19 protein-coding genes are annotated in these 19,590 nt (G+C 72.8%); 7 read left to right on the top strand and 12 right to left on the bottom strand.

The annotated features are described in order from the left end of the window. Positions 1 to 3: 3 nt before the first annotated feature. The 3 genes from EXE59_RS04925 to EXE59_RS24100 form a co-directional block, all read right to left on the bottom strand. Positions 4 to 615 carry a hypothetical protein gene (locus tag EXE59_RS04925; RefSeq protein ID WP_135837899.1) on the bottom strand — a complete coding sequence of 204 codons (612 nt, stop codon included), beginning with the start codon at positions 613 to 615 and terminating at the stop codon, positions 4 to 6. Between the two features lie 147 nt (positions 616 to 762). Further along, positions 763 to 1,059: a hypothetical protein gene (locus tag EXE59_RS04920; RefSeq protein ID WP_135837898.1), complete on the bottom strand. Its 297-nt coding sequence runs from the start codon at positions 1,057 to 1,059 to the stop codon at positions 763 to 765. Positions 1,060 to 1,350: 291 nt separating this feature from the next. Beyond that, complete coding sequence (locus EXE59_RS24100; RefSeq protein ID WP_210428889.1) at positions 1,351 to 3,984, bottom strand: thrombospondin type 3 repeat-containing protein; 2,634 nt, start codon at positions 3,982 to 3,984, stop codon at positions 1,351 to 1,353. 168 nt (positions 3,985 to 4,152) lie between these two features. Here EXE59_RS24100 and EXE59_RS04910 point away from each other — a divergent pair, with 168 nt between their 5' ends. Continuing rightward, the gene (locus EXE59_RS04910; protein WP_168218406.1) at positions 4,153 to 5,046 is read left to right on the top strand and encodes an SDR family oxidoreductase; all 894 of its coding nucleotides are present in this window, start codon (positions 4,153 to 4,155) and stop codon (positions 5,044 to 5,046) included. 40 nt (positions 5,047 to 5,086) lie between these two features. Next, positions 5,087 to 7,288, top strand: a complete 2,202-nt coding sequence (locus tag EXE59_RS04905) for a molybdopterin-containing oxidoreductase family protein (protein ID WP_135837896.1) — start codon at positions 5,087 to 5,089, stop codon at positions 7,286 to 7,288. Here the strand turns inward: EXE59_RS04905 and EXE59_RS04900 are convergent. Continuing rightward, positions 7,266 to 7,718 (bottom strand): CHRD domain-containing protein, encoded by a 453-nt coding sequence (locus tag EXE59_RS04900; RefSeq protein ID WP_135837895.1) that lies wholly within the window; start codon positions 7,716 to 7,718, stop codon positions 7,266 to 7,268. The two genes, EXE59_RS04905 and EXE59_RS04900, sit on opposite strands and share 23 nt — an antisense overlap. 138 nt (positions 7,719 to 7,856) lie before the next feature. On the opposite strand from EXE59_RS04900, the gene EXE59_RS04895 reads away from it, so the two are divergent. Beyond that, entirely contained in the window at positions 7,857 to 8,633 is a 777-nt protein-coding gene (locus EXE59_RS04895) for an alpha/beta fold hydrolase (protein ID WP_135837894.1), read from the top strand. Here EXE59_RS04895 and EXE59_RS04890 read toward each other — a convergent pair. Genes EXE59_RS04890 through EXE59_RS24785 form a run of 3 tightly spaced genes read right to left on the bottom strand, consistent with a single transcriptional unit; the run spans position 8,630 to position 10,227 of the window. Next, on the bottom strand, positions 8,630 to 9,634 hold the full coding sequence (locus EXE59_RS04890; protein WP_135837893.1) for a beta-ketoacyl-ACP synthase III: 1,005 nt from the start codon (positions 9,632 to 9,634) through the stop codon (positions 8,630 to 8,632). The genes EXE59_RS04895 and EXE59_RS04890 overlap by 4 nt on opposite strands. 25 nt (positions 9,635 to 9,659) lie before the next feature. Further along, the gene (locus tag EXE59_RS04885; RefSeq protein WP_135837892.1) at positions 9,660 to 10,085 is read right to left on the bottom strand and encodes a DUF1810 domain-containing protein; all 426 of its coding nucleotides are present in this window, start codon (positions 10,083 to 10,085) and stop codon (positions 9,660 to 9,662) included. 10 nt (positions 10,086 to 10,095) lie between these two features. After that, a complete protein-coding gene (locus EXE59_RS24785; protein WP_281280294.1) occupies positions 10,096 to 10,227 on the bottom strand; it encodes a hypothetical protein in 132 nt (43 codons plus the stop codon). A gap of 81 nt (positions 10,228 to 10,308) precedes the next feature. Between EXE59_RS24785 and EXE59_RS04880 the strand changes: the two genes are divergently transcribed. After that, the gene (locus tag EXE59_RS04880) at positions 10,309 to 10,917 is read left to right on the top strand and encodes a DUF998 domain-containing protein (protein ID WP_135837891.1); all 609 of its coding nucleotides are present in this window, start codon (positions 10,309 to 10,311) and stop codon (positions 10,915 to 10,917) included. Here EXE59_RS04880 and EXE59_RS24780 read toward each other — a convergent pair. Beyond that, positions 10,911 to 11,042 carry a hypothetical protein gene (locus EXE59_RS24780; protein ID WP_281280293.1) on the bottom strand — a complete coding sequence of 44 codons (132 nt, stop codon included), beginning with the start codon at positions 11,040 to 11,042 and terminating at the stop codon, positions 10,911 to 10,913. The genes EXE59_RS04880 and EXE59_RS24780 overlap by 7 nt on opposite strands. Before the next feature lie 240 nt (positions 11,043 to 11,282). Between EXE59_RS24780 and EXE59_RS04875 the strand changes: the two genes are divergently transcribed. The 3 genes from EXE59_RS04875 to EXE59_RS04865 are packed head-to-tail and all read left to right on the top strand — an operon-like array spanning position 11,283 to position 13,972. Continuing rightward, entirely contained in the window at positions 11,283 to 12,008 is a 726-nt protein-coding gene (locus EXE59_RS04875) for a hypothetical protein (RefSeq protein ID WP_135837890.1), read from the top strand. A gap of 48 nt (positions 12,009 to 12,056) precedes the next feature. Then, positions 12,057 to 12,794, top strand: coding sequence for a hypothetical protein (locus EXE59_RS04870; protein ID WP_135837889.1), 738 nt, complete (start codon positions 12,057 to 12,059; stop codon positions 12,792 to 12,794). A 5-nt stretch (positions 12,795 to 12,799) separates the two neighbouring features. Next, positions 12,800 to 13,972, top strand: a complete 1,173-nt coding sequence (locus tag EXE59_RS04865; protein WP_281280292.1) for a nucleotide sugar dehydrogenase — start codon at positions 12,800 to 12,802, stop codon at positions 13,970 to 13,972. Positions 13,973 to 14,144: 172 nt separating this feature from the next. Here the strand turns inward: EXE59_RS04865 and EXE59_RS04860 are convergent, their stop codons facing one another. From EXE59_RS04860 to EXE59_RS04845, 4 genes are read right to left on the bottom strand one after another with little or no spacing between them, the layout of a single operon-like run. Beyond that, complete coding sequence (locus EXE59_RS04860; RefSeq protein WP_135837888.1) at positions 14,145 to 15,710, bottom strand: glycosyltransferase family 2 protein; 1,566 nt, start codon at positions 15,708 to 15,710, stop codon at positions 14,145 to 14,147. A gap of 3 nt (positions 15,711 to 15,713) precedes the next feature. Next, positions 15,714 to 17,489 (bottom strand): glycosyltransferase family protein, encoded by a 1,776-nt coding sequence (locus EXE59_RS04855; protein WP_135837887.1) that lies wholly within the window; start codon positions 17,487 to 17,489, stop codon positions 15,714 to 15,716. Beyond that, on the bottom strand, positions 17,486 to 18,424 hold the full coding sequence (locus EXE59_RS04850; RefSeq protein ID WP_246056510.1) for a glycosyltransferase family 2 protein: 939 nt from the start codon (positions 18,422 to 18,424) through the stop codon (positions 17,486 to 17,488). Before EXE59_RS04850 ends, EXE59_RS04855 begins: the two co-directional genes overlap by 4 nt. Further along, a complete protein-coding gene (locus EXE59_RS04845) occupies positions 18,424 to 19,497 on the bottom strand; it encodes a sulfotransferase family protein (protein ID WP_135837886.1) in 1,074 nt (357 codons plus the stop codon). The genes EXE59_RS04850 and EXE59_RS04845 overlap by 1 nt, the downstream gene beginning before the upstream one ends. Between the last annotated feature and the right edge of the window lie 93 nt (positions 19,498 to 19,590).

The raw sequence follows: 19,590 nt of genomic DNA, 5'->3' as shown, positions 1-19,590 counted from the left end.
GTGTCAGTCGACCGTCAGGTTGCCGCTGCTGAGCACGCCCGCCCTGGCGTAGAACACGAGTGCCGGGTCGAGCTCGGACGTCAGCGCGGTCCCGCTGGAGAGCTTGATCGAGAAGAAGTCCCCTGCCGAGGGTCCGCCGTCGGCGTCGTCGTCCCGCACGATGACCTCGAAGCGGCACAGCGGTGACGAGGTGGCGCAGGACGGGGCGAACCCCGTCGGCGCCGAGCTCGTCGTCCGGTAGCGGCCCAGGAAGATCAGCTCGTTGCCGCCCGGCGGGGGCTCCTGGCCGATGCAGATCGCCGACTCCAGGACGGCGTCGAGCGTGTCCACCGTGCCGTGCACGGAGAAGCCGGAGCCCAGCGGGTTCGTGCCGTGCTCGGTGTAGGAGAGCTGGATGCGCAACCTGCCGGTCGGTGGGTTCGTCTGCACGCTCGACGACGAGCGCTCGCAGCTGAAGCTGAACCCGAACGAGGCCGGGGCGGCGAACAGCGGGGCGCTCGGGGCCAGCTGTCCTCCCCCGCGGCCGTCGCACGCCGACAGCGTCGCCGCCAGGACGCCGATGAGGCCGACCGCCGCACGACGCCGCCACGATCGAGCCGAGACACGAGTGATCACGAGTACCTCCCCAGGCCGGGCGGCACCGCGACGATCGGCCGACGTGCCACCGAAAGTGTTCCCATCCCGAGGCCGTACCCGCTCACCCGAGGTGGACACTCCCACAACTTGGGGAAATGGGGTTTCGAGGTGCTCTGCGCACGACCGTCATGCTCGGTCGAGCACGGTCCGGCACTCGCCGTTCGCGATGACGAGTGCCTCCTGCCACCGAGTGTGATCGCCCTCGTGCCCGGCCGTGTGGACCGCCTGCAGCGCGGCGTCGAGCCCGGCCAGGCGGGGGTCGGACTCCGCGCCACGGGCCGACTCGACGATGGCCTGGTCGAGCAGCAGCACGGCCGCGGCGTAGCGAGCCCGCGCTCCCACCTCCGAGGTCTCAGCCGCCTGCTCCGCCTTGCCCGTGAGGTCGCACGCCACCGTGGCGTGCAGCAAGGCTTGGTCGTCCACGGCCGCTGCGCCGTCCGGCTGTGCGACTGGAGCCGTCCGACCGGACTGATCGGTTCGGGCTGACGCGGCGGCGAGCGCGACCAGCGCGACGGCCCCGACGAGCGCCGCCACCACCAGCCGGCGCCGGCCGCGCGGTTGTGACGGCGCCCCGGCCGATGCGCGCCTCCGGGGGTCACCGCTGCGGCGAGCAGCGCCTGACTGGCTCATGGGCGGCGTACTCCTGACGGGCTGGCAACAGCAGATGATGCGGACGGTGGGCCGGCCCCACGGTCGGTCCACCGCCCCGCTCGGTCACCCGAGGAGACCGGTACCACCCTTCTTCCTCGGGTAGGAGGCCGCGTCGTAGGGGTCGGTGCCGTGCTGCCTCTCCTTGGCGTTGGCGTGCCCGTCGCCGTCGATGTCGTTGTCGCACGCGTCGCCCCGTGCGTCACGGTCGAGGTCCGCCTGGTCGGCGTTGGGCTGCTGGACGCAGTTGTCGCTGGCGTCGAGGACGCCGTCGCCGTCGCGGTCGGTGCCGGGGGCGGTGTGGACGACATTGCGTACGTCAGTGGCCAGGACCTCGTCGTCCTGGGTCCAGACGGTCCTCACCTCGTGGGACCCGGCGGGCACCACGACGTCGACCGCGAACGCGTCCGGACCGTTGCTGGACTCGACGTCCTGGCTGCCCACCTCGACACCGTCGACGTACACCGTCACCGTCTCGTCGGAGGGCACCGGGCAGCCGCTGCTCCCGGCCGCCGGCACGTCCGGGCACGCGTCGTCCCCGTCGGCGACGCCGTCGCCGTCGGTGTCGACCGGGGTCTCACCGTCCACCGGGCCACTGGGCACGATGGTCGCCTGGAGCGTGTAGGTCGTCGACGGCACTCCGACGACGAGGTAGGGGTCGACCGCGATGTCCAGGCTGCCCCGGACGTCCTCGAGCACGAGCCGCTCCGGCTGGCCGGCGGTGGCCGCCGAGCCCGATGCCGCGCCGGTCACCCACATGTCGAGGTCGCTGGCGTCCGGCCACGACATCAGCAGCTCGACCGTGCTGGTCTCCGGCACGTCCAGGCTGAAGGTGTGGACCGGTCCACCCGTCACACCGAGGGTGCTGTCGGTGACCATGAAGGTGTTGCCACCGGGTCGCTCGAGGACCACCGGGTTGAGCAGGCTGCCGCTGCCGGTCCCACCGCTCGTGGTCGTGGACGTGCCAGTCGTGGCCGGGGCCTGCGCCGTGCCGTCAGGTGCGGCGACTCCGACGCCACCCTTGTCGGGCGCCCGGTCGTCGGCCACGACGGTCCACATGTGCGACGGGGAGCGATAGCTGGTCAGCGCGAAGACGTCGTACGGAGCCGTGACCTTCGCCGCGGTGAGGTAGCTGCGCGGGACGCGGAAGGTGACGGCGCCGGCCGCGGCATCCCACGTCGACCAGTCGCTGGGCAGGTAGGTCTCCATGGAGTGGTCGTACGTCACCACGTCGCCGGGCGTCCTCGGGTCGGGCACCGTCGACTCGATCTCGCGGCCGTCGATGCTCACGCCGTACTTCGCGGCGCCGGGGACACCTGCCGGCCACAGCTCCTCCACCTTCACCGTGGCGACGACGTCGAGGTCGGTCACCTCGACCTGGAGGTTCGAGATGTCCGTGACCGGGCTCAACGAGTCGCCGAGCCCGTCGTCGTGCGCGGCAGTCGCCGACGTGGGCCCAGCGTCGTTGGCGAGGCGCTCGACGGTGCCGGCGACCTGGACCTGCCCGTCCGGGGTCTCGGCGCCGTGCGCCGGCGTGCTGAGCGTCAGCGACGGCGTGCTGGTCTCGGCCGGCTCCGGGGAGAAGTCCACGGGCTCGCCGGGAACGAGGCCGAGGTCGGGTTGCGGGCAGTCCCACACCGAGCCGGTCGAGGAGGCGTAGAGGTGGTCGTCGGGATGCTGGACCTGGAAGGAGTTCGTCCCGTCACCGGCCACGTCGTTGGGCTCCAGCCGGTCGGCCTCGGTGACCTCGCCGTCGCCGTCGACGTCGAGGTAGTTGCTCATCCGGGTGGCGAAAGCCTCGACGTTGAGCGTCGAGACGCACTTGTTCTGTCCGGCCGGGTCGGCGCTGTAGGCCATGATGTCGGTCGTGGGGACCGGGCCCCACTCACCCTCGGCGCCGTCGCCGACGTGGCCCAGCGTCAGGCAGTGGCCGGTCTCGTGCAGCACCAGGTCGTAGAGCGAGAACGTGTCGGTCCTGCCGGGCACGGGGTCGATGGCGCCGTTGACCGAGAAGCAGACGTTGCCGCCCTGGCCGCCGCAGTCCTCGACGTACGTGCCGCCGCGCGTCTCGTGGTGGGAGTTGAAGCCCGGGATCATCTCCCAGGAGTCCATGTCGAAGGGGTTCTCGATGTTGGTGCAGGGGACGCCGTCCTCGTCGAGGATGCCCAGCTCCCCGCCGAGGTAGACCGGATCGACGCCGATGCCGATGCCGCCGACGGGGTTGGTGGCGATCACGACGATCTCGGGGTCCACCAGGGGGTACGTCGTGAACTCGCCGCCGTTGTCACCGGTGAGGTCGATCTCGTCGACGGTGACGTGGAAGTCGACACCATCGGCGAGCCAGTCCAGGCCCATCTCGTCGGAGAGGTAGTCGATGCCGCCCTCCCAGGACTTCACTGCCTGGCGCATGATCCGCATGTCACGCTCTGCGGTCGGAGAGACCGGCACGAGGATGGCGACGTCCACCTGGGGGGAGTCCAGGGCGTTGAGTCCCAGCTTGCCGTGGAAGCAGATGTTGTCCGGGTTGTCCCGGCTCATGTCCTTGATGCATCCGGGTGGCAGGTTGCCGTCGCCGAAGTAGGGGCCGACGTAGTCGTCGCCCGGGCTGGCCTGGGCGGCGACGGTCGAGATGAGGGTCGGGGCGACCAGGGATGCGCTCGCCAGGAGTGGGGCGAGCACGAGGGACGAGATCCTGCGCACGGTCGTTCCTTTCGGGGCGCCCTGGGTGTCGGGCGGCTACCGGATCAACGCGGCGCCGTGGCCGGCGTTACGGGGCACGAGCAGGGCGGTGCGGGTCCGTTGCCCTTCGGGCCCCACACGAGCATGCTGAAGGTCCAGGCCGTTCCCATCGCCCGAAGGCGGCACGCCATGATCCTGGTCGTCGGTGGCTCAGGTGACCTCGGGAGTCGCATCGTGCGACGCCTGCGTACGGACGGGGCACAGGTCCGGTGCCTCGTACGCCCGGGCACGGACGCCTCCGTGCTGCGCGAGCTGGGGGTCGAGGTCGTGCCCGGCGACCTCACCGAGCCTGCCAGCCTCGCCGCGGCGTGCCAGGGAGCGCAGACCGTCGTGGCGTCGGCCACGGCGATCGGTCGGGTGCTCGCGGGCGCCAGACGTCCCGGCATCCACGAGGTCGACGAGGTCGGGATGGCATCGCTCGTCGACGCCGCGGAGCGCACAGGCGTGGAGCGGTTCGTCTACGTGTCGTACGCGGGCGTCGACGCGTCGCTCGGCACCCCGCTCGAGCGCGCGAAGGCGGGGATCGAGCGACGGCTCGCCCGGTCCTCGATGCGACGAGTGGTGGTGCGCCCGGACGCGTTCCAGGAGGTCCACCTGGCGCCCCTGGGACGCTTCGACATCCGCTCCGGCAAAGCAGCGGTGTTCGGGACGGGAGACACCGCGCGGAGGTGGGTCGCGACCGAGGACGTGGCAGCGCTCGTCGCCGCTGTCGCCACCGAGGTCGACCCCCCTGACGTCGTGACCTTCGGCGGGCCGGAGGCCATCAGCCGCAACCAGGCCGTCCGCATCGCGGAGCAGGCGAGCGGACGGAGGTTCAAGGTCCAGCGCATGCCGCGCGGCGTGGCCCGGGCGGGCATGCGGATCCTGGCCCGTCCCTCGCCGGCGATGGCGACGATCTTCGGCACCGGCCTGATGCTGGACCTGCTGCCACTCACGTGGGACGACGCCCCTCTCCGGGACAGGGGCATCACTCCGCGCGCCGCCGGCGACTGGATCCGGGAGCAGGCCCGGGGCCTGCCCTGAGCCCGTTGCCTGCAGGCAACGCGCGCGCGACAATCGACCGATGGGCAGGGACCCTGTCGCGACGTATTGCCCGTTGTGTGTCTCACGGTGTGGGGCGCGCGCCGAGGTCGACGACGGCGTCCTCCGGGCGCTGCTCCCCGATCCGTCGCACCCGACCGGCAAGGCGATCTGCGTGAAGGGCAAGGCCGCGCCGCAGATCGTCCACCACGAGTCGCGGCTGCTGCACCCGCTCCGGCGGACGGCGCCCAAGGACGCCGACGACCCGGGGTGGGAGCGCATCAGCTGGGACGAGGCGCTGGGCACGGTCGCCGAGCAGCTCACGAGGGCAGCGGCGGTCGACGGACCTGAGTCGGTCGGATTCAGCTCGAGCTCGCCCTCGACCTCGGCGATCAGCGACGCGGTCGACTGGGTGCAGCGGCTGATCCGTGCCTTCGGCAGCCCGAACTACTGCACCTACATGGAGCTGTGCGGCTGGGGCCGCTACCTGGCACCGCTCTACACGTTCGGCGCCTCGGTGCCCGGGGTCTACCTGCCGGACCTCGACAACGCCGGCTGCATCCTCTTCTGGGGCTACAACCCCTCCGTCGCCCGGCTGGCGCACGCGACGAGCACGGTGGCCGCCGTCGCGCGCGGCGCGAAGCTGGTCGTCGTCGACCCTCGCAAGGTGGGCCTCGCCGCCAAGGCCGACCACTGGCTGCGCGTCAGGCCCGGCACCGACGCAGCGCTCGCCCTGTCCCTCACGCACGTGATGATCGACAACGGCTGGTACGACGCCGACTTCGTGCGCGACTGGACCAACGCGGGGGACCGGGTCGGCGAGGAGCTGGTGTGGGACCTGCTCGTGGCGCGGTGTGCGGAGTACCCACCCGAGGTGGCCGAAGGGATCACCGGAGTGCCGGCCGGCGACATCGTCGCCACCGCCAGGACCCTCTGGGAGGCTCGACCGCTCGCGTTCTACACGTGGAGCGGGCTCGAGCAGCACAGCGGCACGACGCAGACCATGCGCGCGATCAACGTCATGTACGCCCTGACCGGCAGCCTGGACGTCCCCGGCGGGAACGTGCTTTTCGAGTCGGTCCCGTCGAACCCGATCGACGGGACGGAGCTCCTATCCGACGCGCTCGCGCCGGCCGTCGGCGTGGACACGCGGCCGCTCGGGCCGGCCAGGTTCGGGTTCGTCACGGGTGAGGACTTCTACACCGCGGTCCTCGACCGGCGGATCAAGCGGCTGGTCAGCTTCGGCGGCAACATGGTCATGGCCCACGGCGACAGCCGCCGCGGCCGAGACGCGTTGCGCAGCCTGGACTTCTTCGTCCAGGCCGACCTGTTCATGACCCCCACCGCGCAGCTCGCCGACATCGTGCTGCCCGTGACGACTCCGTTCGAGTCCGAGGCACTGAAGATCGGCTTCGAGTACAGCCAGGAGGCGCAGTCGCTCGTCCAGCTGCGACAGCCCCTCGTCCCTCCCCGCGGTGAGGCTCGCTCGGACCTGCAGATCGTGTTCGACCTCGCGACGCGCCTCGGGTTGGGCGCGCACTTCTGGGACGGTGACATCGAGGCGGCGTTCCGCCACCAGCTCGCTCCGAGCGGGGTCACCCTGGAGGAGCTGCGGGCCGACCCGGCCGGTGTCCGGGTGCCGCTGACGACGCGCCACCGCAAGTACGCCGACACCGGGTTCGACACCCCGTCCCGCAAGGTGGAGCTGTACTCGGCGACCCTGGCGGCCCACGGCTACGACCCGCTGCCGACGTTCGAGGAGCCACTGACGAGCCCCCGCTCCCGACCGGACCTCGCCGACCGCTATCCGCTCGTGCTCAGCTGTGCGAAGTCGCTGTTCTTCTGCGAGACCCAGCACCGCCAGATCGCCGCCCTGCGCAAGAGCGCACCCGACCCGCACGTCGAGCTGCACCCGTCCACGGCCGCCGCCCGCGGTGTCTCCGCAGGCGACTGGGTGTCGCTGGACACGCCGTACGGCAGTGTGCGGGCCCGCGCCAGGCTCAACGCCAATCTGGATCCGGGGGTCGTGTTCGGCGAGCACGGCTGGTGGGACGCCTGCGACGAGCTGGGGCTGCCGGGCTACCCGCCCTACGGGGCGGGCAGCGCCAACCTCAACCTGGTGCTGCGCCAGACGCCGAGCGATCCGATCAGCGGGAGCTCGCCCCTGCGCGCGTCGGTCTGCGACGTCTCCCCCCTCGAGGCGTCCGCTGCTCCCGGTGCGCCTACTTCTTCAGCTGTCCCCTGACCTCGCCGGCGGGCCACTGGGGCGTGTGCACGTTGACGTAGTAGGCGCCGGGGTCGGCGGTGATCGCGGCCAGCTCGGCCGGCGTCATCGCCCCGCCCTCGGCCGCCGTGAGGCAGGCGCTGACCGTGCTCGTCGCGGCCGGAGGAGTCGCCAGCGGGACGACCACGGGGCCGGCGACGTGGCGCGGCGCGAGGTGGATGTGCGCGGCGACGGGGGCGGCGGTGAGGTTCCGCACCCGCAGGGTGTAGCAGAGCGTGGACCCGGACACGGTGTAGTCGAAGAAGCCGCTCGCGCCGCTCACGGCACCCGGCGTCTCCTGTCCGGCGTTCAGCGGGATCGCACCACCGTCGGCACTCGCCGGGCTGGCGAGGAGCGCACTGGCGACGACCCCTGAGGCGAGCGCGCCGACGACGCGCGTGATCGTGAACATGTCGACCTCCTGGGGGGGAAGAGCCGCACTGTCGCTCCGCCGCAGCGACGCCGTGGAGCGCGTACGACCGGGGATCCCACGCTACGCCCGCTCCCTGCGGCTGTACATGCGCGACCGACCGGTCCGTACAGTCGCGGCATGCCACGCCTCCCGCTGCCCGGTCACCACCTGCTGGCCGCAGCGGGCGTCCGCTCCCGCGCACGGCACCGCGCGGACCCGACCGGTCTGGGGCACCCCAGCGGCCCGCCGTCGACGCGTGCCGCGCTCGGCGAGCTCGGGTCGGCGCTCGACGGCGTACGCCTGGTCGGGGCCCTGCCGCGGCTCTCGGCCGCGCCACGGGGCGACGGCCACCTCGTCGTCGACATTCCCGGCTGGCGGGCACCCGAGCTGACCGGGGCGCCGCTGCGCGCCTACCTCCGGCGGCTGGGGTACGACGCCCGCGGCTGGGGCTTCGGCACCAACACCGGCGACCCGCGCCGCGACGTCGAGCGCCTGTCGAGGAGCGTGCTCGAGCTGCTGGACGCGAAGGGCGAGCCGGCCTCCCTCGTCGGCTGGAGCCTCGGCGGCGTCATCGCCCGCGAGGTCGCGCGCCGCCACCCCGACGCCGTACGTCGCGTCGTCACCTACGGCACTCCGGTCACCGGCGGGCCGCGGCACACGACGGTCGCCCGGGCCTACCGCCGTGGCCCGGACGCCGACGCGCACCGGGTCGCCGAGCGCCTCGACCCGACGGCGCCGATCCCGGTGCCGCTGACGATCCTCTTCTCCAGGCGGGACGGGATCGTGGCGTGGCAGGCCTGCCTCGACCACACCTCCCCCGACGCCGAGCACGTCGAGGTCTCCTCCACCCACATCGGGATGGGCGTCGACCCGGACGTGTGGGCGGTCGTGGCGGACCGGCTCGCTCGCGGCTAGCCCAGCGGCGGCAGCGTCACGACCTGCCCGGCGTACGACAGCCCCGCACCGAACGCGATCAGCAGCGCGGTGTCCCCGACCGCCGCTTCGTCGTTGCGCAGCATCGCCTCCATCGCGAGCGGCACCGACGCCGCCGAGGTGTTGCCCGAGTCGACGACGTCGGTGGCGACGGCGACCGAGTCGGGGAGCTGGATGTTCTTGGCGAGGGTCTGCGTGATGCGCAGGTTGGCCTGGTGGGGGATGAAGGCGTCGAGGTCGTCGACCGAGACGCCGGCGAGGTCGAGCGCCTCGTGCGCGACCTTGGCCATCGCGAAGGGCGCCCAGCGGAAGACCGCCGTGCCCTCCATCTGCACCACCGGGTGGTCGGCGTCCGTGTGCTCGCGGACGCCCATGCAGCTCGGGGTCTGGGTGATGACGTGGGCCTGCGAGCCGTCCGAGCCCCACGCCGTCGGCCCGATCCCCGCCGTCTCCGACGGTCCGACGACGACCGCGCCTGCGCCGTCGGCGAAGATGAACGCGGTGCCGCGGTCGGTCGGGTCCATGAAGCGGCTCAGCTGCTCCACGCCGATCACCAGCACGTGCGACTCCGCACCGGAGCGCACCATCGACGCTGCGAGGTTGAGGGCGTGGCAGAAGCCGGCGCACCCGGCGGAGATGTCGAACGCCGCGGCGTTGATGCCCAGCGCGGTCGCGACCTGCGGGGCGGAGGCGGGCGTGTGCTCGGGGTGCGTCGAGGTGGCGACGATGACGCAGCCGACCTGTCCGGCGTCGACGCCGGCGGCCGCGAGCGCCTTCTCGGCCGCCGTGACCGACATGCCGATGAGCGTCTCGCCCTCGCCTGCGAAGCGGCGCGTCCGGATGCCCGACCGGGTCTGGATCCACTCGTCGGAGGAGTCCAGGACCTCGCAGATCTCGTCATTGGTGACGACGCGCTCGGGGCGGTGGACGCCGAGGCCGAGCATGGCTGCGGGGGTCAGGTCGGTCGGCTGCTGGATGGTCATGGGGCGAGCATAGGCATGGAGGTCGTCACACCAGCAGGGCCGGAGTGCGCTCGTCCGGCTCGCCGTCGAAGAAGCGCGCCAGCACCTCGTCGTACGTCGGCTCGTCGGGGTCGGCGAGCGCGAAGAGCGTCATGGACGAGCGGAGCTTCATCGCGTCGGTCCCGCCGAGCACCCACTCGGCCGTGAGGTCGTCGTCGAGGTCGAGCAGCGCGCGGCAGCACTCCAGCAGCCGCGGGCCCAGCGTGTCGTGGTGCAGGTAGGCCCGGGCCTCCGCGAGATCGGCGATCGCGTAGGCCTGCGCGATCGGGCTGTGCCCGAGCCCGGCCACCTGCGGGAAGACGAACCACATCCAGTGGCTGGTCTTGCGGCCCGCGCGCAGCTCGGCGAGCGCGCGGCCGTAGGTGCCGCGCTCGTCCTGCGCGCGGACGAAGCGCTCGAGGTCGTTGCTCACGTGCCGTGCGTCAGACCGGCTCGGGCTCGGTCTCGGGGACGGGGGCGTCGGGCTCCCGGCCGGGGTCGATCGGGTTGACAGCAGGATCGCCGGACGGCACGACCTGCGGGTCGGACTCGGGCTCCATCGGTGTGGTGGTCATCCGTCCGTCCTACGCCTCCTCACGCGCGGTGGCAACGCCGCCCCACCCTGAGTGATGGGGTGGCGCCAGTAGGTTGGCCGCGTGCCCGACGTCCCCTCCCGTGCGATGCAGCTCGGCGCGCTGGTGTTCCTGCTGCGCCCCACCTACATCGCGACCGAGGTCGTCACCGCCGCCGCCACGACGGGCGGCTACAGCTTCGTCTCCGACTCGGTCAGCAGGCTCGGCGAGGTCGGGTGCTCGGCGGCGTACTGCTCGCCGCGGCACGAGGTGATGAACGGGTCGTTCATGGCGTACGGCGTGGCCCTCGCCGCCGGGGCGCTGCTGCTGGCGCGGCCGCTCGGCCCCTGGGTGACCGGGCTGCTGGTGGTCTCGGGGGTGAGCTCGTACGCCACGGGGCTGGCGCCGCTCGACCAGGACGCCACCCTGCACGCGATCGCCGCGACGCCCCTGTTCGTCGCCCAGCCGGTCGCGCTGCTCCTGCTCGGCGCCCGGGTCCGCGCGCAGGGCCCGCGCCTTGGGGCGGCCCTCCTGGCGACCGGCGCCGTCACCGCCGCCGCAGCAGTCGGCTTCGCCCTCACCGGCGAGGGCCGGGCGGCGGGAGCGCTCGAGCGTGCCGCGCTGTGGCCGGTGCTGCTCGGGCTCGCTGCGTACGCCTGGCAGCACCGCCCGCGGGCGGCCTCGGCTCAGTAGCGCTTGCCGCTGCGGTGCTCCTGCACCTTCTGCACGGCCGCCCTGATCTTGGCCTGGTTGTGCGGCTTGCGTGCCTCGTCGTAGACCTTCTTGGCGATCCCGAGGACCGCGATCTTCTTTGCCATTCCCATGTCCCCCACCCTGCCAGTCACCCCAACGGGTGAGTGGGTCGGTGTCGCCGGAACCACCGGTGAACCGGTGATCCCTGCGCCTCCAGTCCGTTGCAACGGCCGAGAAGCGCACACAAGGGACTGTCGGAAGGGCCGCCGGTCGGCACGACCACGCACCCATCCGTGACGCAGCTCACTCCGAACCCCCCGCGAGCCGTCGACCCCGACGGCCTCGTCGACGAAGGGTCAAGACACATGCGCCTCCCCTCCATCCGCCGCCCCTCCCCGTCCATGGCCGTCGCCGTGATGGCCCTGGTCGTGGCGTCCACCGGGACGTCGTACGCCACCGGGCTCATCGGCTCGGCGGACATCAGGAACAACTCGGTCCAGTCCCAGGACATCAAGAACCGGACGATCCAGGGCAAGGACGTCAAGAAGGGCACCATCGGCGCCAAGCAGGTCAAGGACGGCTCGCTGCGCGCCCGCGACTTCAAGGAGGGCCAGCTGCCGGCCGGCGCGCAGGGCCCGGCCGGTGTGGGCCGCTGGGCGCTCGTCGACGCGGCCGGCGCCATCGTCGCCCAGTCCGGCGGCTTCAGCGTGACCGCTGCCTATCCGACCCTCGCCCCGATGGGCGCCGACGTCACCGGGCTGCGCGCCAACGGCAACGTCTACATCAACGCCGGCGAGGACCTCGCCGACAACGGCATCCTCGCGGTGGTCGCGCTGCAGAACACCGTCGACCAGAACGGTGACACGATCACCAACGGCCGCGCCCCCGGCGAGGACGCCAACCCGGAGTTCTCCGGCGAGATCTCCGCGGCGATGTGCCAGCCCGGCGTCGTCAACTGCGCACCCCCCGGCACGGGCAACTCCCACCACCTCGTGGTCAGCCCGCGCAACAGCGACGGGAGCGTCACGACCGACGGCAACCGCAAGCGGTTCTACGTCGTGGTGACCGGGGACTCCTCCGACCGCGGCTGACCTGCCGACCCATCGCACGGACGCACTGCCCTGCGGTAGACAGGGGACGTGCGCCTGATCGAGGACCTGACCGCCCGGCTGCGCGACGCGCTGGCCGGGCGGTCGTCGTCCGCTCCGGGGGCGGCGGACCCGGCCCCGGCGCCGCTCGTCGACTCCCGCCCGCCGCTGCGCGCCGGCTGGGTGCAGCCGGACCGGACCACGTGCGGGTCGGCCTGCCTGGTCGCCGCCCGGGCGCTCGGCGACCCGTCGTACGCCGCCTGGCTGGAGACCGGCGAGGTCGGGGGACGCGCGCGCGACCCGCGTACGCCGGGGCGCAGGTTCGCCGACGAGGTGCTCGCCACGCACCTCCGGACCAACCGGTGGACCGACGCCGCGGGGCGGCTGCGGTGGCCCTGGCCACGCGGGCTGGGCACCACCCCGTGGGCGCTCGTCCAGGAGCTCAGCGCCACCGGCGGCACCACGCCGCCGGGCACCGGCCACCGGGTGCGGACCATCTCGCCGCGGCGGCGCGGGGAGGCGTACGACGCGGTCGCGCGCGCCGTCGCGAACGGACACGCGGTCCCGCTCTACGTCGGCAACCGGCTCCTGCCACGCCACGTCGTGCTCGTCGTCGACGTGGCCGCCGGCGTCGACGAGCCGTGGCTGGCGGCGTACGACCCGAGCAGCGGGCGCCTGGTCCGGCTGCCGCGCGAGGACTTCGTGCGCGGCGACCTGCGGGTCGCGGGGTGGTCGGAGCCGTGGTTCGCCGTGCTGCCGACCGCGGGCCGAGCGGCTGCGGCAGACTGAGGCCCGTGACCACGAAGATCTCCGTCGCCGGCCTCGGCTACGTCGGCCTGTCCATGGCCGTGCTGCTCGCGCGGCACAACGCCGTCGTCGGCCTCGACCTCGACGCCGACCGGATCGACACCCTCCGTGACGGGAGGAGCCCGATCCACGACGACGACATCTCGCGCTTCCTCGCCGAGGAGGACCTCGACCTCGCCTTCACGACCGACGCCGAGGAGGCGCACGCCGGCGCCGACTTCGTGGTGATCGCGACCCCGACCAACTACGACCCCGTCACCAACTACTTCGACACCAGCTCGATCGAGGCGGTGATGCGCGACGTCCTGCGGATCAACCCCGCCGCGACGATGGTCGTGAAGTCGACCGTGCCGGTGGGCTACGTCGAGGACGTGCGCGAGCGCCTGGGCACCGACGCGGTGATCTTCTCCCCCGAGTTCCTCCGCGAGGGCCGGGCCCTGCACGACAACCTCCACCCCGCCCGGATCGTCGTCGGCGAGGACTCCGACCGGGCCCGTGCCTTCGCCGGGCTGCTGGTCAAGGGCGCGGACGCCGACGACGTGCCCGTGCTGTTCACCGAGCCCACCGAGGCCGAGGCGATCAAGCTGTTCGCCAACACCTACCTCGCGATGCGGGTGGCCTACTTCAACGAGCTCGACTCCTTCGCCCTCTCCCGCGGCCTCGACTCGCGGGCGATCATCGACGGCGTCGGCCTCGACCCGCGGATCGGCAGCCACTACAACAACCCGTCGTTCGGCTACGGCGGCTACTGCCTGCCCAAGGACACCAAGCAGCTGCTGGCCAACTACTCCGACGTCCCGCAGACCCTGATCTCCGCGATCGTCGAGGCCAACACCACCCGCAAGGACTTCATCGCCTTCGACATCCTCGACCGCGAGCCCCGCGTCGTCGGCATCCACCGCCTCCTGATGAAGGCCGGCTCGGACAACTTCCGCGAGTCGTCGGTGCAGGGGATCATGAAGCGGCTCAAGGGCAAGGGCGTCGAGGTGGTCGTCTACGAGCCCGAGCTCGGCGAGGACTCGTGGTTCGGCTCCGAGGTCACCGACGACCTCGCCGCCTTCAAGGAGCGTGCCGACGTGATCGTCGCCAACCGGATGGCCGACGAGCTCGCGGACGTGAAGGACAAGGTCTACACGCGCGACCTGTTCGGCTCCGACTGACGCCCGAGCCCTCGGTTTCGACACGCTCGCTGCGCTCACTGCTCAACCAGCGAGGCATCGGACCCACCGGTCGGGCAACGGGCCGCCGGTCGCGCAACAGGCCGCTGGTTGAGCAACAGGCCGCTGGTCGAGCGGGGCGAGGAACGAGCCCGTGTCGAAACCAAGGCTGCTCTCAGCGGCGCCGGCCGAACAACCCCCGCTTGCCGTCACCCTCGGCGGGCACCTCTGCGGGGCGTACGACGCCCTCGCCGTCGGCCTTGCGGAGCGCCTTGCGCAGCCGGTTCTCCGACTTGTCGGGGTCCATCGGCGGTCGGGCACCGAGCACGAACCGCTCGACGACGCGCTGGTCGACCGGCACCCAGCCGACGTCCGAGGCGGGATAGGTCTTCACGCCGAACGACTCGTCGAGCAGCGCCTCGCGGTCGTCGCCCTCGCCGGCCAGCCGCTCGACCCGCGCCAGGGCCGAGGTGCGCTCGAGCCGCGCTGCCACGCCCGAGCCGTACGCCAGCACGCGGACGCCGTGGTGGGTGCGCTCGAGGTCGTCGAGGAGGGCCGCGAGCGCCGACGGGAGGGGAGCCATCGACACGTCGGGGAGGGTCAGCACGAACTCCGCGTCGGAGGTGGCCGGGGCCGACTCGACGAGGCGCACGCGGGGCTCGTGGAGGTAGGAGCGGTGCACCAGCCGGGTCTCCAGGACCGGGTCCTCGACCGGCTGGACGCGGTCGTCGTGGACCGTGCTCCACGGCCCGACGACCGTGACCCGGAGGTCGGGCACGTCGCCGTCGAGCAGCGAGTCGACCACGTGGATGGTCTCGTCGGCGGGGCCGGCCGCGAGGACCACCTCGAGGTAGGGCACCTGGTAGGCGCGTCCGCGGCGGTTGCGCTTGGGCCGCATCGTCGGCACGAGGTCGGCGAGGTAGGGGTCGTTGAAGCGGTTGACCTGCTCGGCCCGCCGCAGCACCTGCGACCGGCCGAGGTGCCAGCTGCGCGCCTCGCGGTCGACGACGAAGACGCCGCCCGCCTGCGCGAGCGAGTGGCCGAGGTGCATGTCCTCCCCGAGGCGCAGCGTGCGGTCGAAGCCGTCGGAGTCGAGGTAGAGCGCCTTCGTGACCGATCCGGTCATCCCGATGTGGTAGCGCTGCGCCCGCGGACCGGCGGTGCGGAGGTCGTCGGTCTTGGCCCAGTAGTCCTCGACCCACTGGTGCGGCTCGTGCTCCTGGCCGGGGAAGAGGTCGCCCGCCTCGCCGGCCGCCACGCGGTCGCGTACGGACGCGGGGTCGGCGCCGAGGAGCGAGGTCGGGTCGACGAAGAGCTTGTGGCCCCCGGGCACGGCGTAGTCGACGAGGTGGTGCCAGCGGGCGTGCGCCTCGACCTCCTCGCGGTGGGCCAGCATGTCGGCGTCGTACCAGTGCAGCACGTCGCCGTCGGCGGCGAGCGCGCCGAGGTGGCAGGCGTTGGCGCGGCCCCAGCCTTCCTCGACCCGGATCAGCCGGGTGTGGTCGGGACGCACCTCCGGCAGCTCCTGCGCAGGCTGGCTCTGGTCGTCGACGACGAGGACCTCGAGGAGGTGCGAGGGGTAGGACTGCCCGGCCAGCGCGGCCAGGACGTAGGGCAGCGTGCGCTGGTAGTTGAAGGTCGGCACGACGACGGTCACCGACAGCGTCGGCTCCCACTGGCCGAGCGCCGGAGGATCCAGCGACCCCCAGTCGTTGTGCCGCACCACCGCCTGCCGCGCCATGTCCTAGCTCCCCCCGTCAGGCATGTCGAGCGGATCGGCCTCCAGCGCCAGGCTGGGTCGGAACCCCTTCCACTCGGAGGCCACGATGTCAGGTCGGCGGAACTCCTCGTCGTCGCGCTGCCAGGTGTGTCCCGCACCGGTGCGTCGCAGGACGTAGCCGAGGCCGTGCGTGCGGTAGATGCGACCGCCGGCCGCCTCGACCCCGGCGAGCAGCTGCGCGTCGACGAACCTGCGCACCCGCCGGAAGTCGCCGAGCGAGCGCAGCAGGCCGCGGTCGAGCAGGAGCGTGCCGCCGGCCACGAACCGGGCGAAGAGCTCGGAGGGGTGGATGCGGCGCACGGTGAGGTCGCTGCGGTGGAGGTAGACGAACTCCGACGGCATCCCGACGACGTCCGCGCCGGAGAAGCGACGGGCCATCAGCAGGTCGTGGACCGCGTCGGGGGAGTACCAGTCGTCGTCGTCCACCTTGAGCAGCACCTCGCTCGACGCGGCGTGCGCGGCGGCGGTCAGCACGTCGCCGAAGAAGGCCGACTCGTCGAAGGTGAGCACCTGGTGCGGACGGTCGCCGAGCGCACGACGTACGAGCTCGCGGTCGGGCTCGAAACCGTGGGCGGCGAGGACCAGCTCGACCTCCGCGCCCCGCTGGCGCGCGACCTGCCGCAGCGCGAAGTCGAGCATCTCGGGGCGCTTGGTGGGCAGCAGCGCGCTGACCGGGGGCAGCGCGACGTGGCGTACGCCGGCGCGCGAGGCCAGCGCGGAGCGCCAGGCGAGCGTGGAGTGGTGGTCGAAGGCGGCGCGGCGCACGGCGAGGCTGTGCTCCTCGCGCCGCAGCGGGTCGTCGAGGTCGACCTCGGCGTCGAGCGCCTCGGCCAGTGGGGGCGCCACGTCGAGCACGCCTTCGGTGACGAGCGGGACGCCGGAGATCGCGAGGGCGAGCAGGTCGGCGGTGCGGGTGTCGGCGGGGAGGCGTACGCCCTGGAACGCGCGGGCCGCGGCGACGACGCCCTCGGTGACAGGACCCGGGCCCACCCGGTCGACCAGCCTCGCGAGGTCGACCACGGGGTGGTCCCAGTCCTTGCGGAAGCCGATCGGGTTGAAGACCCGCTCGTCGACCGGCTCGGGGCCGGGGTCGGTGACGACGGTCGGCGCGCGGTCGATGACGTGGTGCTCGGCGACCTCCACCGGCGCCCCGCCGCGGCGCGCGACGACCACGTCCGGCGGCACGTCGCGCGCCGGATCGCCCGCGCCGGCGACGTCGGGCAGCAGCACCGACCGGGCGTCGAGGCCGGGTGCGGCGGGACGGCCGGCGTACGACACGACGAGGCCGCCGTGCGTGGTGTCGCCGGGCCCGGCGGCCTGCCGGGCCATCTCCATCACGACGAGCTGGGCGCGCGCGCCCGACGCGAAGCGGGCCACGGTCAGCACGCCACGGTCGCCCGTCTCCCGGGCCGCGAGGTGCACCAGCCGCGGCCACTCGGGCCGGGGCACCAGCACCCACGGGGTCGGTGAGTCGGTGAGCCAGCAGGCGACCGCCTTGCACTGCCCGAGGAGCGGCACGGCGCTCGCCATCCGGCGCAGCCGGGCCCGGTCGGCGGCGACCACGAGCACCGAGCCCCAACCCTTGCGCGGGCCGTCGAGCGTCGACAGCGGGACGACGGTCGGCTCGATCCCGGGCACGTCCTCGATGCCCCGCAGCGCGTCGAGCGCGAGGCCGTCGGAGTCGTCGACCAGGACCAGCGTGGGCCCCGGCAGCCGGAGGTCGTGGAGGGGATGCGTCACGGTCGCACGCGCTCCTTCAGGGTGGCGGGCAGGGAGTGCTGCACCAGCGGTCGCGGCTGGCGCCAGAGCCAGTCGCGGCTGACGTGGTCGATGATGTGGACGCCCTCGGGCGCAGTGACCTTCACGAGCCCGCCGAGCGCGTCCGGGTCGCCGTTGCGGATGGCCTCGTCGACCTCGAACTCGCGCAGCTTGCGGTAGAGCCGGGTGTTGGTGAAGTCGACCCCGTCGCGGCGCCAGTGCGCGTACTCGTCGGCGTCGAGCCACTTCACCTCGAGGACGAGGCCCTGCTGGAGCACGATCCGCTCGACGCCGGGAGGGAACTCGCGCAGCTCCCAGTCGAAGGCCTTCACGAAGGTGAAGTCCGGGCCCATCGGGTAGACCCAGGGCTCGAGGAAGCGCAGCGACAGGTCGAGCCAGCCGGTCGACTCGTCGACGACGGTGAGCGGGTGGCGCGGCATCGCGACGATCGCGCGCGTCGACTGCAGCTGCCACGCGAGGTCGCGCAGGATGCCGGTGCCCTCGGGCGTGAGCACCATGTCGCCGTCCCACTTCATCGAGTAGGTCGTGCGGACGTGGGAGAAGCACCAGTTGTAGAAGTGGGTCAGCGAGTGGACGCTCGTCGACGGGGTGGCGAGGTGCTCGCCGCCGGCGCGGGCGACCCGGTGGGGGTAGTCCAGGACGGTGAGGCGGTCGCTCGCCCCGCACTCGTCCGCGACCCGTCGTGCCACGTCGGCCGTCCCGTCGTCGGACCCGTTGTCCACGAGCAGGACGTGGTCGACCGCGGCGAAGATCGGCGGCAGCACCCACGGCAGGTTGCGCGCCTCGTTGCGGACCCGGAAGACGCAGGTGAGCCCGGGCACCAGCGGCTCGCCGGACGTCCACGGCCAGGTGACGTCGTACGCCGGGTCCCCCTCGAGCGACGCGATGTCGGGCATCAGGCCCGATCCTGCCGGGACGATCGCTCCCGACGCAGCGCCTTGCGGAGCTTCTGGCGGGCGGCCGGCGGCACCATGGCCCGTACGGCGTGGGGCACGCGGTCGGCGACGCTGCGATCGGGCTGGGCCGTCGCCTCGCGGCGGGCGTCGGCCGCGGCACGGCGCCGCTGGGCAACCACGGTCGAGTGGGCGAACGCCTCCGCCTCGGCGTACTGCCCGGCGTAGGCGGTGCGGAGCTGGTCGCACCACTCCTGGTTCTTCGCGGAGTCGTCGGAGGCGATCGCGTCGAGCGCCTGCCAGGTCTCGTCGGCCAGGTCGCGCAGGCGGTCGGGCACCCCGATGTCGTCCCACGTCATCGTCACTCGGCGCAGCGAGGGGTCGATGAAGCGGTGCACCTCGGCGATGTCGACGGCCATCGCGGTCTTCACACCCTGCAGGTCGAAGGCCTCGCCGAGGGCGAAGACGGGCTGGGTCCAGTCGTCGAGCAGGTCGCCGTAGCGGACGAAGGCGCGCTGCTGGCCGCGGGTCGCACGCTCCGTGTGGAGCATCATGTTGACCCAGGCGGCGGTGCGGGTGATCGCGCCCTGGTCGGACCCGGCACCGCTCTGCCCTCCAGTGGGGCCGTAGTAGGTCTGCTTGGAGCCGACCACCTCCGTCACCGGGCGCAGCATGGTGACGTACGACGACGTGGCGTCGCAGCGGTCGGCGGCCGCGCGCCAGAGGCCGAGGAACCACGAGGCACGTGGGTCCTTGATCACCAGCTCGTCGCCCACCGCGAACTGCTCGTCGAGCCAGGCCGCGACCCGCTCGCGGGTGGCGTGGTCCCCGCTGGTGGTGCCGGTGTCGAGCCACGCGCGCGGGCGGGCGTCGGAGACCTGCACGTTGCTGCGGGCGAGCAGCTCGGTGTGCAGGTCGACCACCCACCGCGGCTCGCCGAAGCCCTTGGGGTTGGTGGCGTCCGCGACGACCTCGGGCTGGGGCACGTGCAGGCCCAGCGTGCGCAGGGTTCCGGCCATCGTGCTCGTGCCGCTGCGGCCCGAGCCCACGACGAACACGACGCGCCTCTTGGTCATGTCTCGCAGCCTATCGGTGGGTCTCCCTGGCTCCGCCGCTGGTTGAGCCGGGCGACGAATGACCACCGCTGGTCGAGCCGGGCGAGGAACGAC

Source organism: Nocardioides eburneiflavus (assembly GCF_004785795.1).
Lineage (GTDB): Bacteria > Actinomycetota > Actinomycetes > Propionibacteriales > Nocardioidaceae > Nocardioides > Nocardioides eburneiflavus.
The sequence above is the reverse complement of the archived record's forward strand: the minus strand, read 5'-3'. Positions and strand labels throughout refer to the sequence as shown.

Bases quoted from the DNA above. Each gene is read 5' to 3' on its own strand.
- EXE59_RS04910 (WP_168218406.1), top strand. From the start codon at position 4,153: ATGATCCTGGTCGTCGGTGGCTCAGGTGACCTCGGGAGTCGCATCGTG.
- EXE59_RS04905 (WP_135837896.1), top strand. From the start codon at position 5,087: ATGGGCAGGGACCCTGTCGCGACGTATTGCCCGTTGTGTGTCTCACGG.
- EXE59_RS04900 (WP_135837895.1), bottom strand. From the start codon at position 7,718: ATGTTCACGATCACGCGCGTCGTCGGCGCGCTCGCCTCAGGGGTCGTC.
- EXE59_RS04895 (WP_135837894.1), top strand. From the start codon at position 7,857: ATGCCACGCCTCCCGCTGCCCGGTCACCACCTGCTGGCCGCAGCGGGC.
- EXE59_RS04890 (WP_135837893.1), bottom strand. From the start codon at position 9,634: ATGACCATCCAGCAGCCGACCGACCTGACCCCCGCAGCCATGCTCGGC.
- EXE59_RS24785 (WP_281280294.1), bottom strand. From the start codon at position 10,227: ATGACCACCACACCGATGGAGCCCGAGTCCGACCCGCAGGTCGTGCCG.
- EXE59_RS24780 (WP_281280293.1), bottom strand. From the start codon at position 11,042: ATGGCAAAGAAGATCGCGGTCCTCGGGATCGCCAAGAAGGTCTACGAC.
- EXE59_RS04875 (WP_135837890.1), top strand. From the start codon at position 11,283: ATGCGCCTCCCCTCCATCCGCCGCCCCTCCCCGTCCATGGCCGTCGCC.
- EXE59_RS04860 (WP_135837888.1), bottom strand. From the start codon at position 15,710: ATGGCGCGGCAGGCGGTGGTGCGGCACAACGACTGGGGGTCGCTGGAT.
- EXE59_RS04850 (WP_246056510.1), bottom strand. From the start codon at position 18,424: ATGCCCGACATCGCGTCGCTCGAGGGGGACCCGGCGTACGACGTCACC.
- EXE59_RS04845 (WP_135837886.1), bottom strand. From the start codon at position 19,497: ATGACCAAGAGGCGCGTCGTGTTCGTCGTGGGCTCGGGCCGCAGCGGC.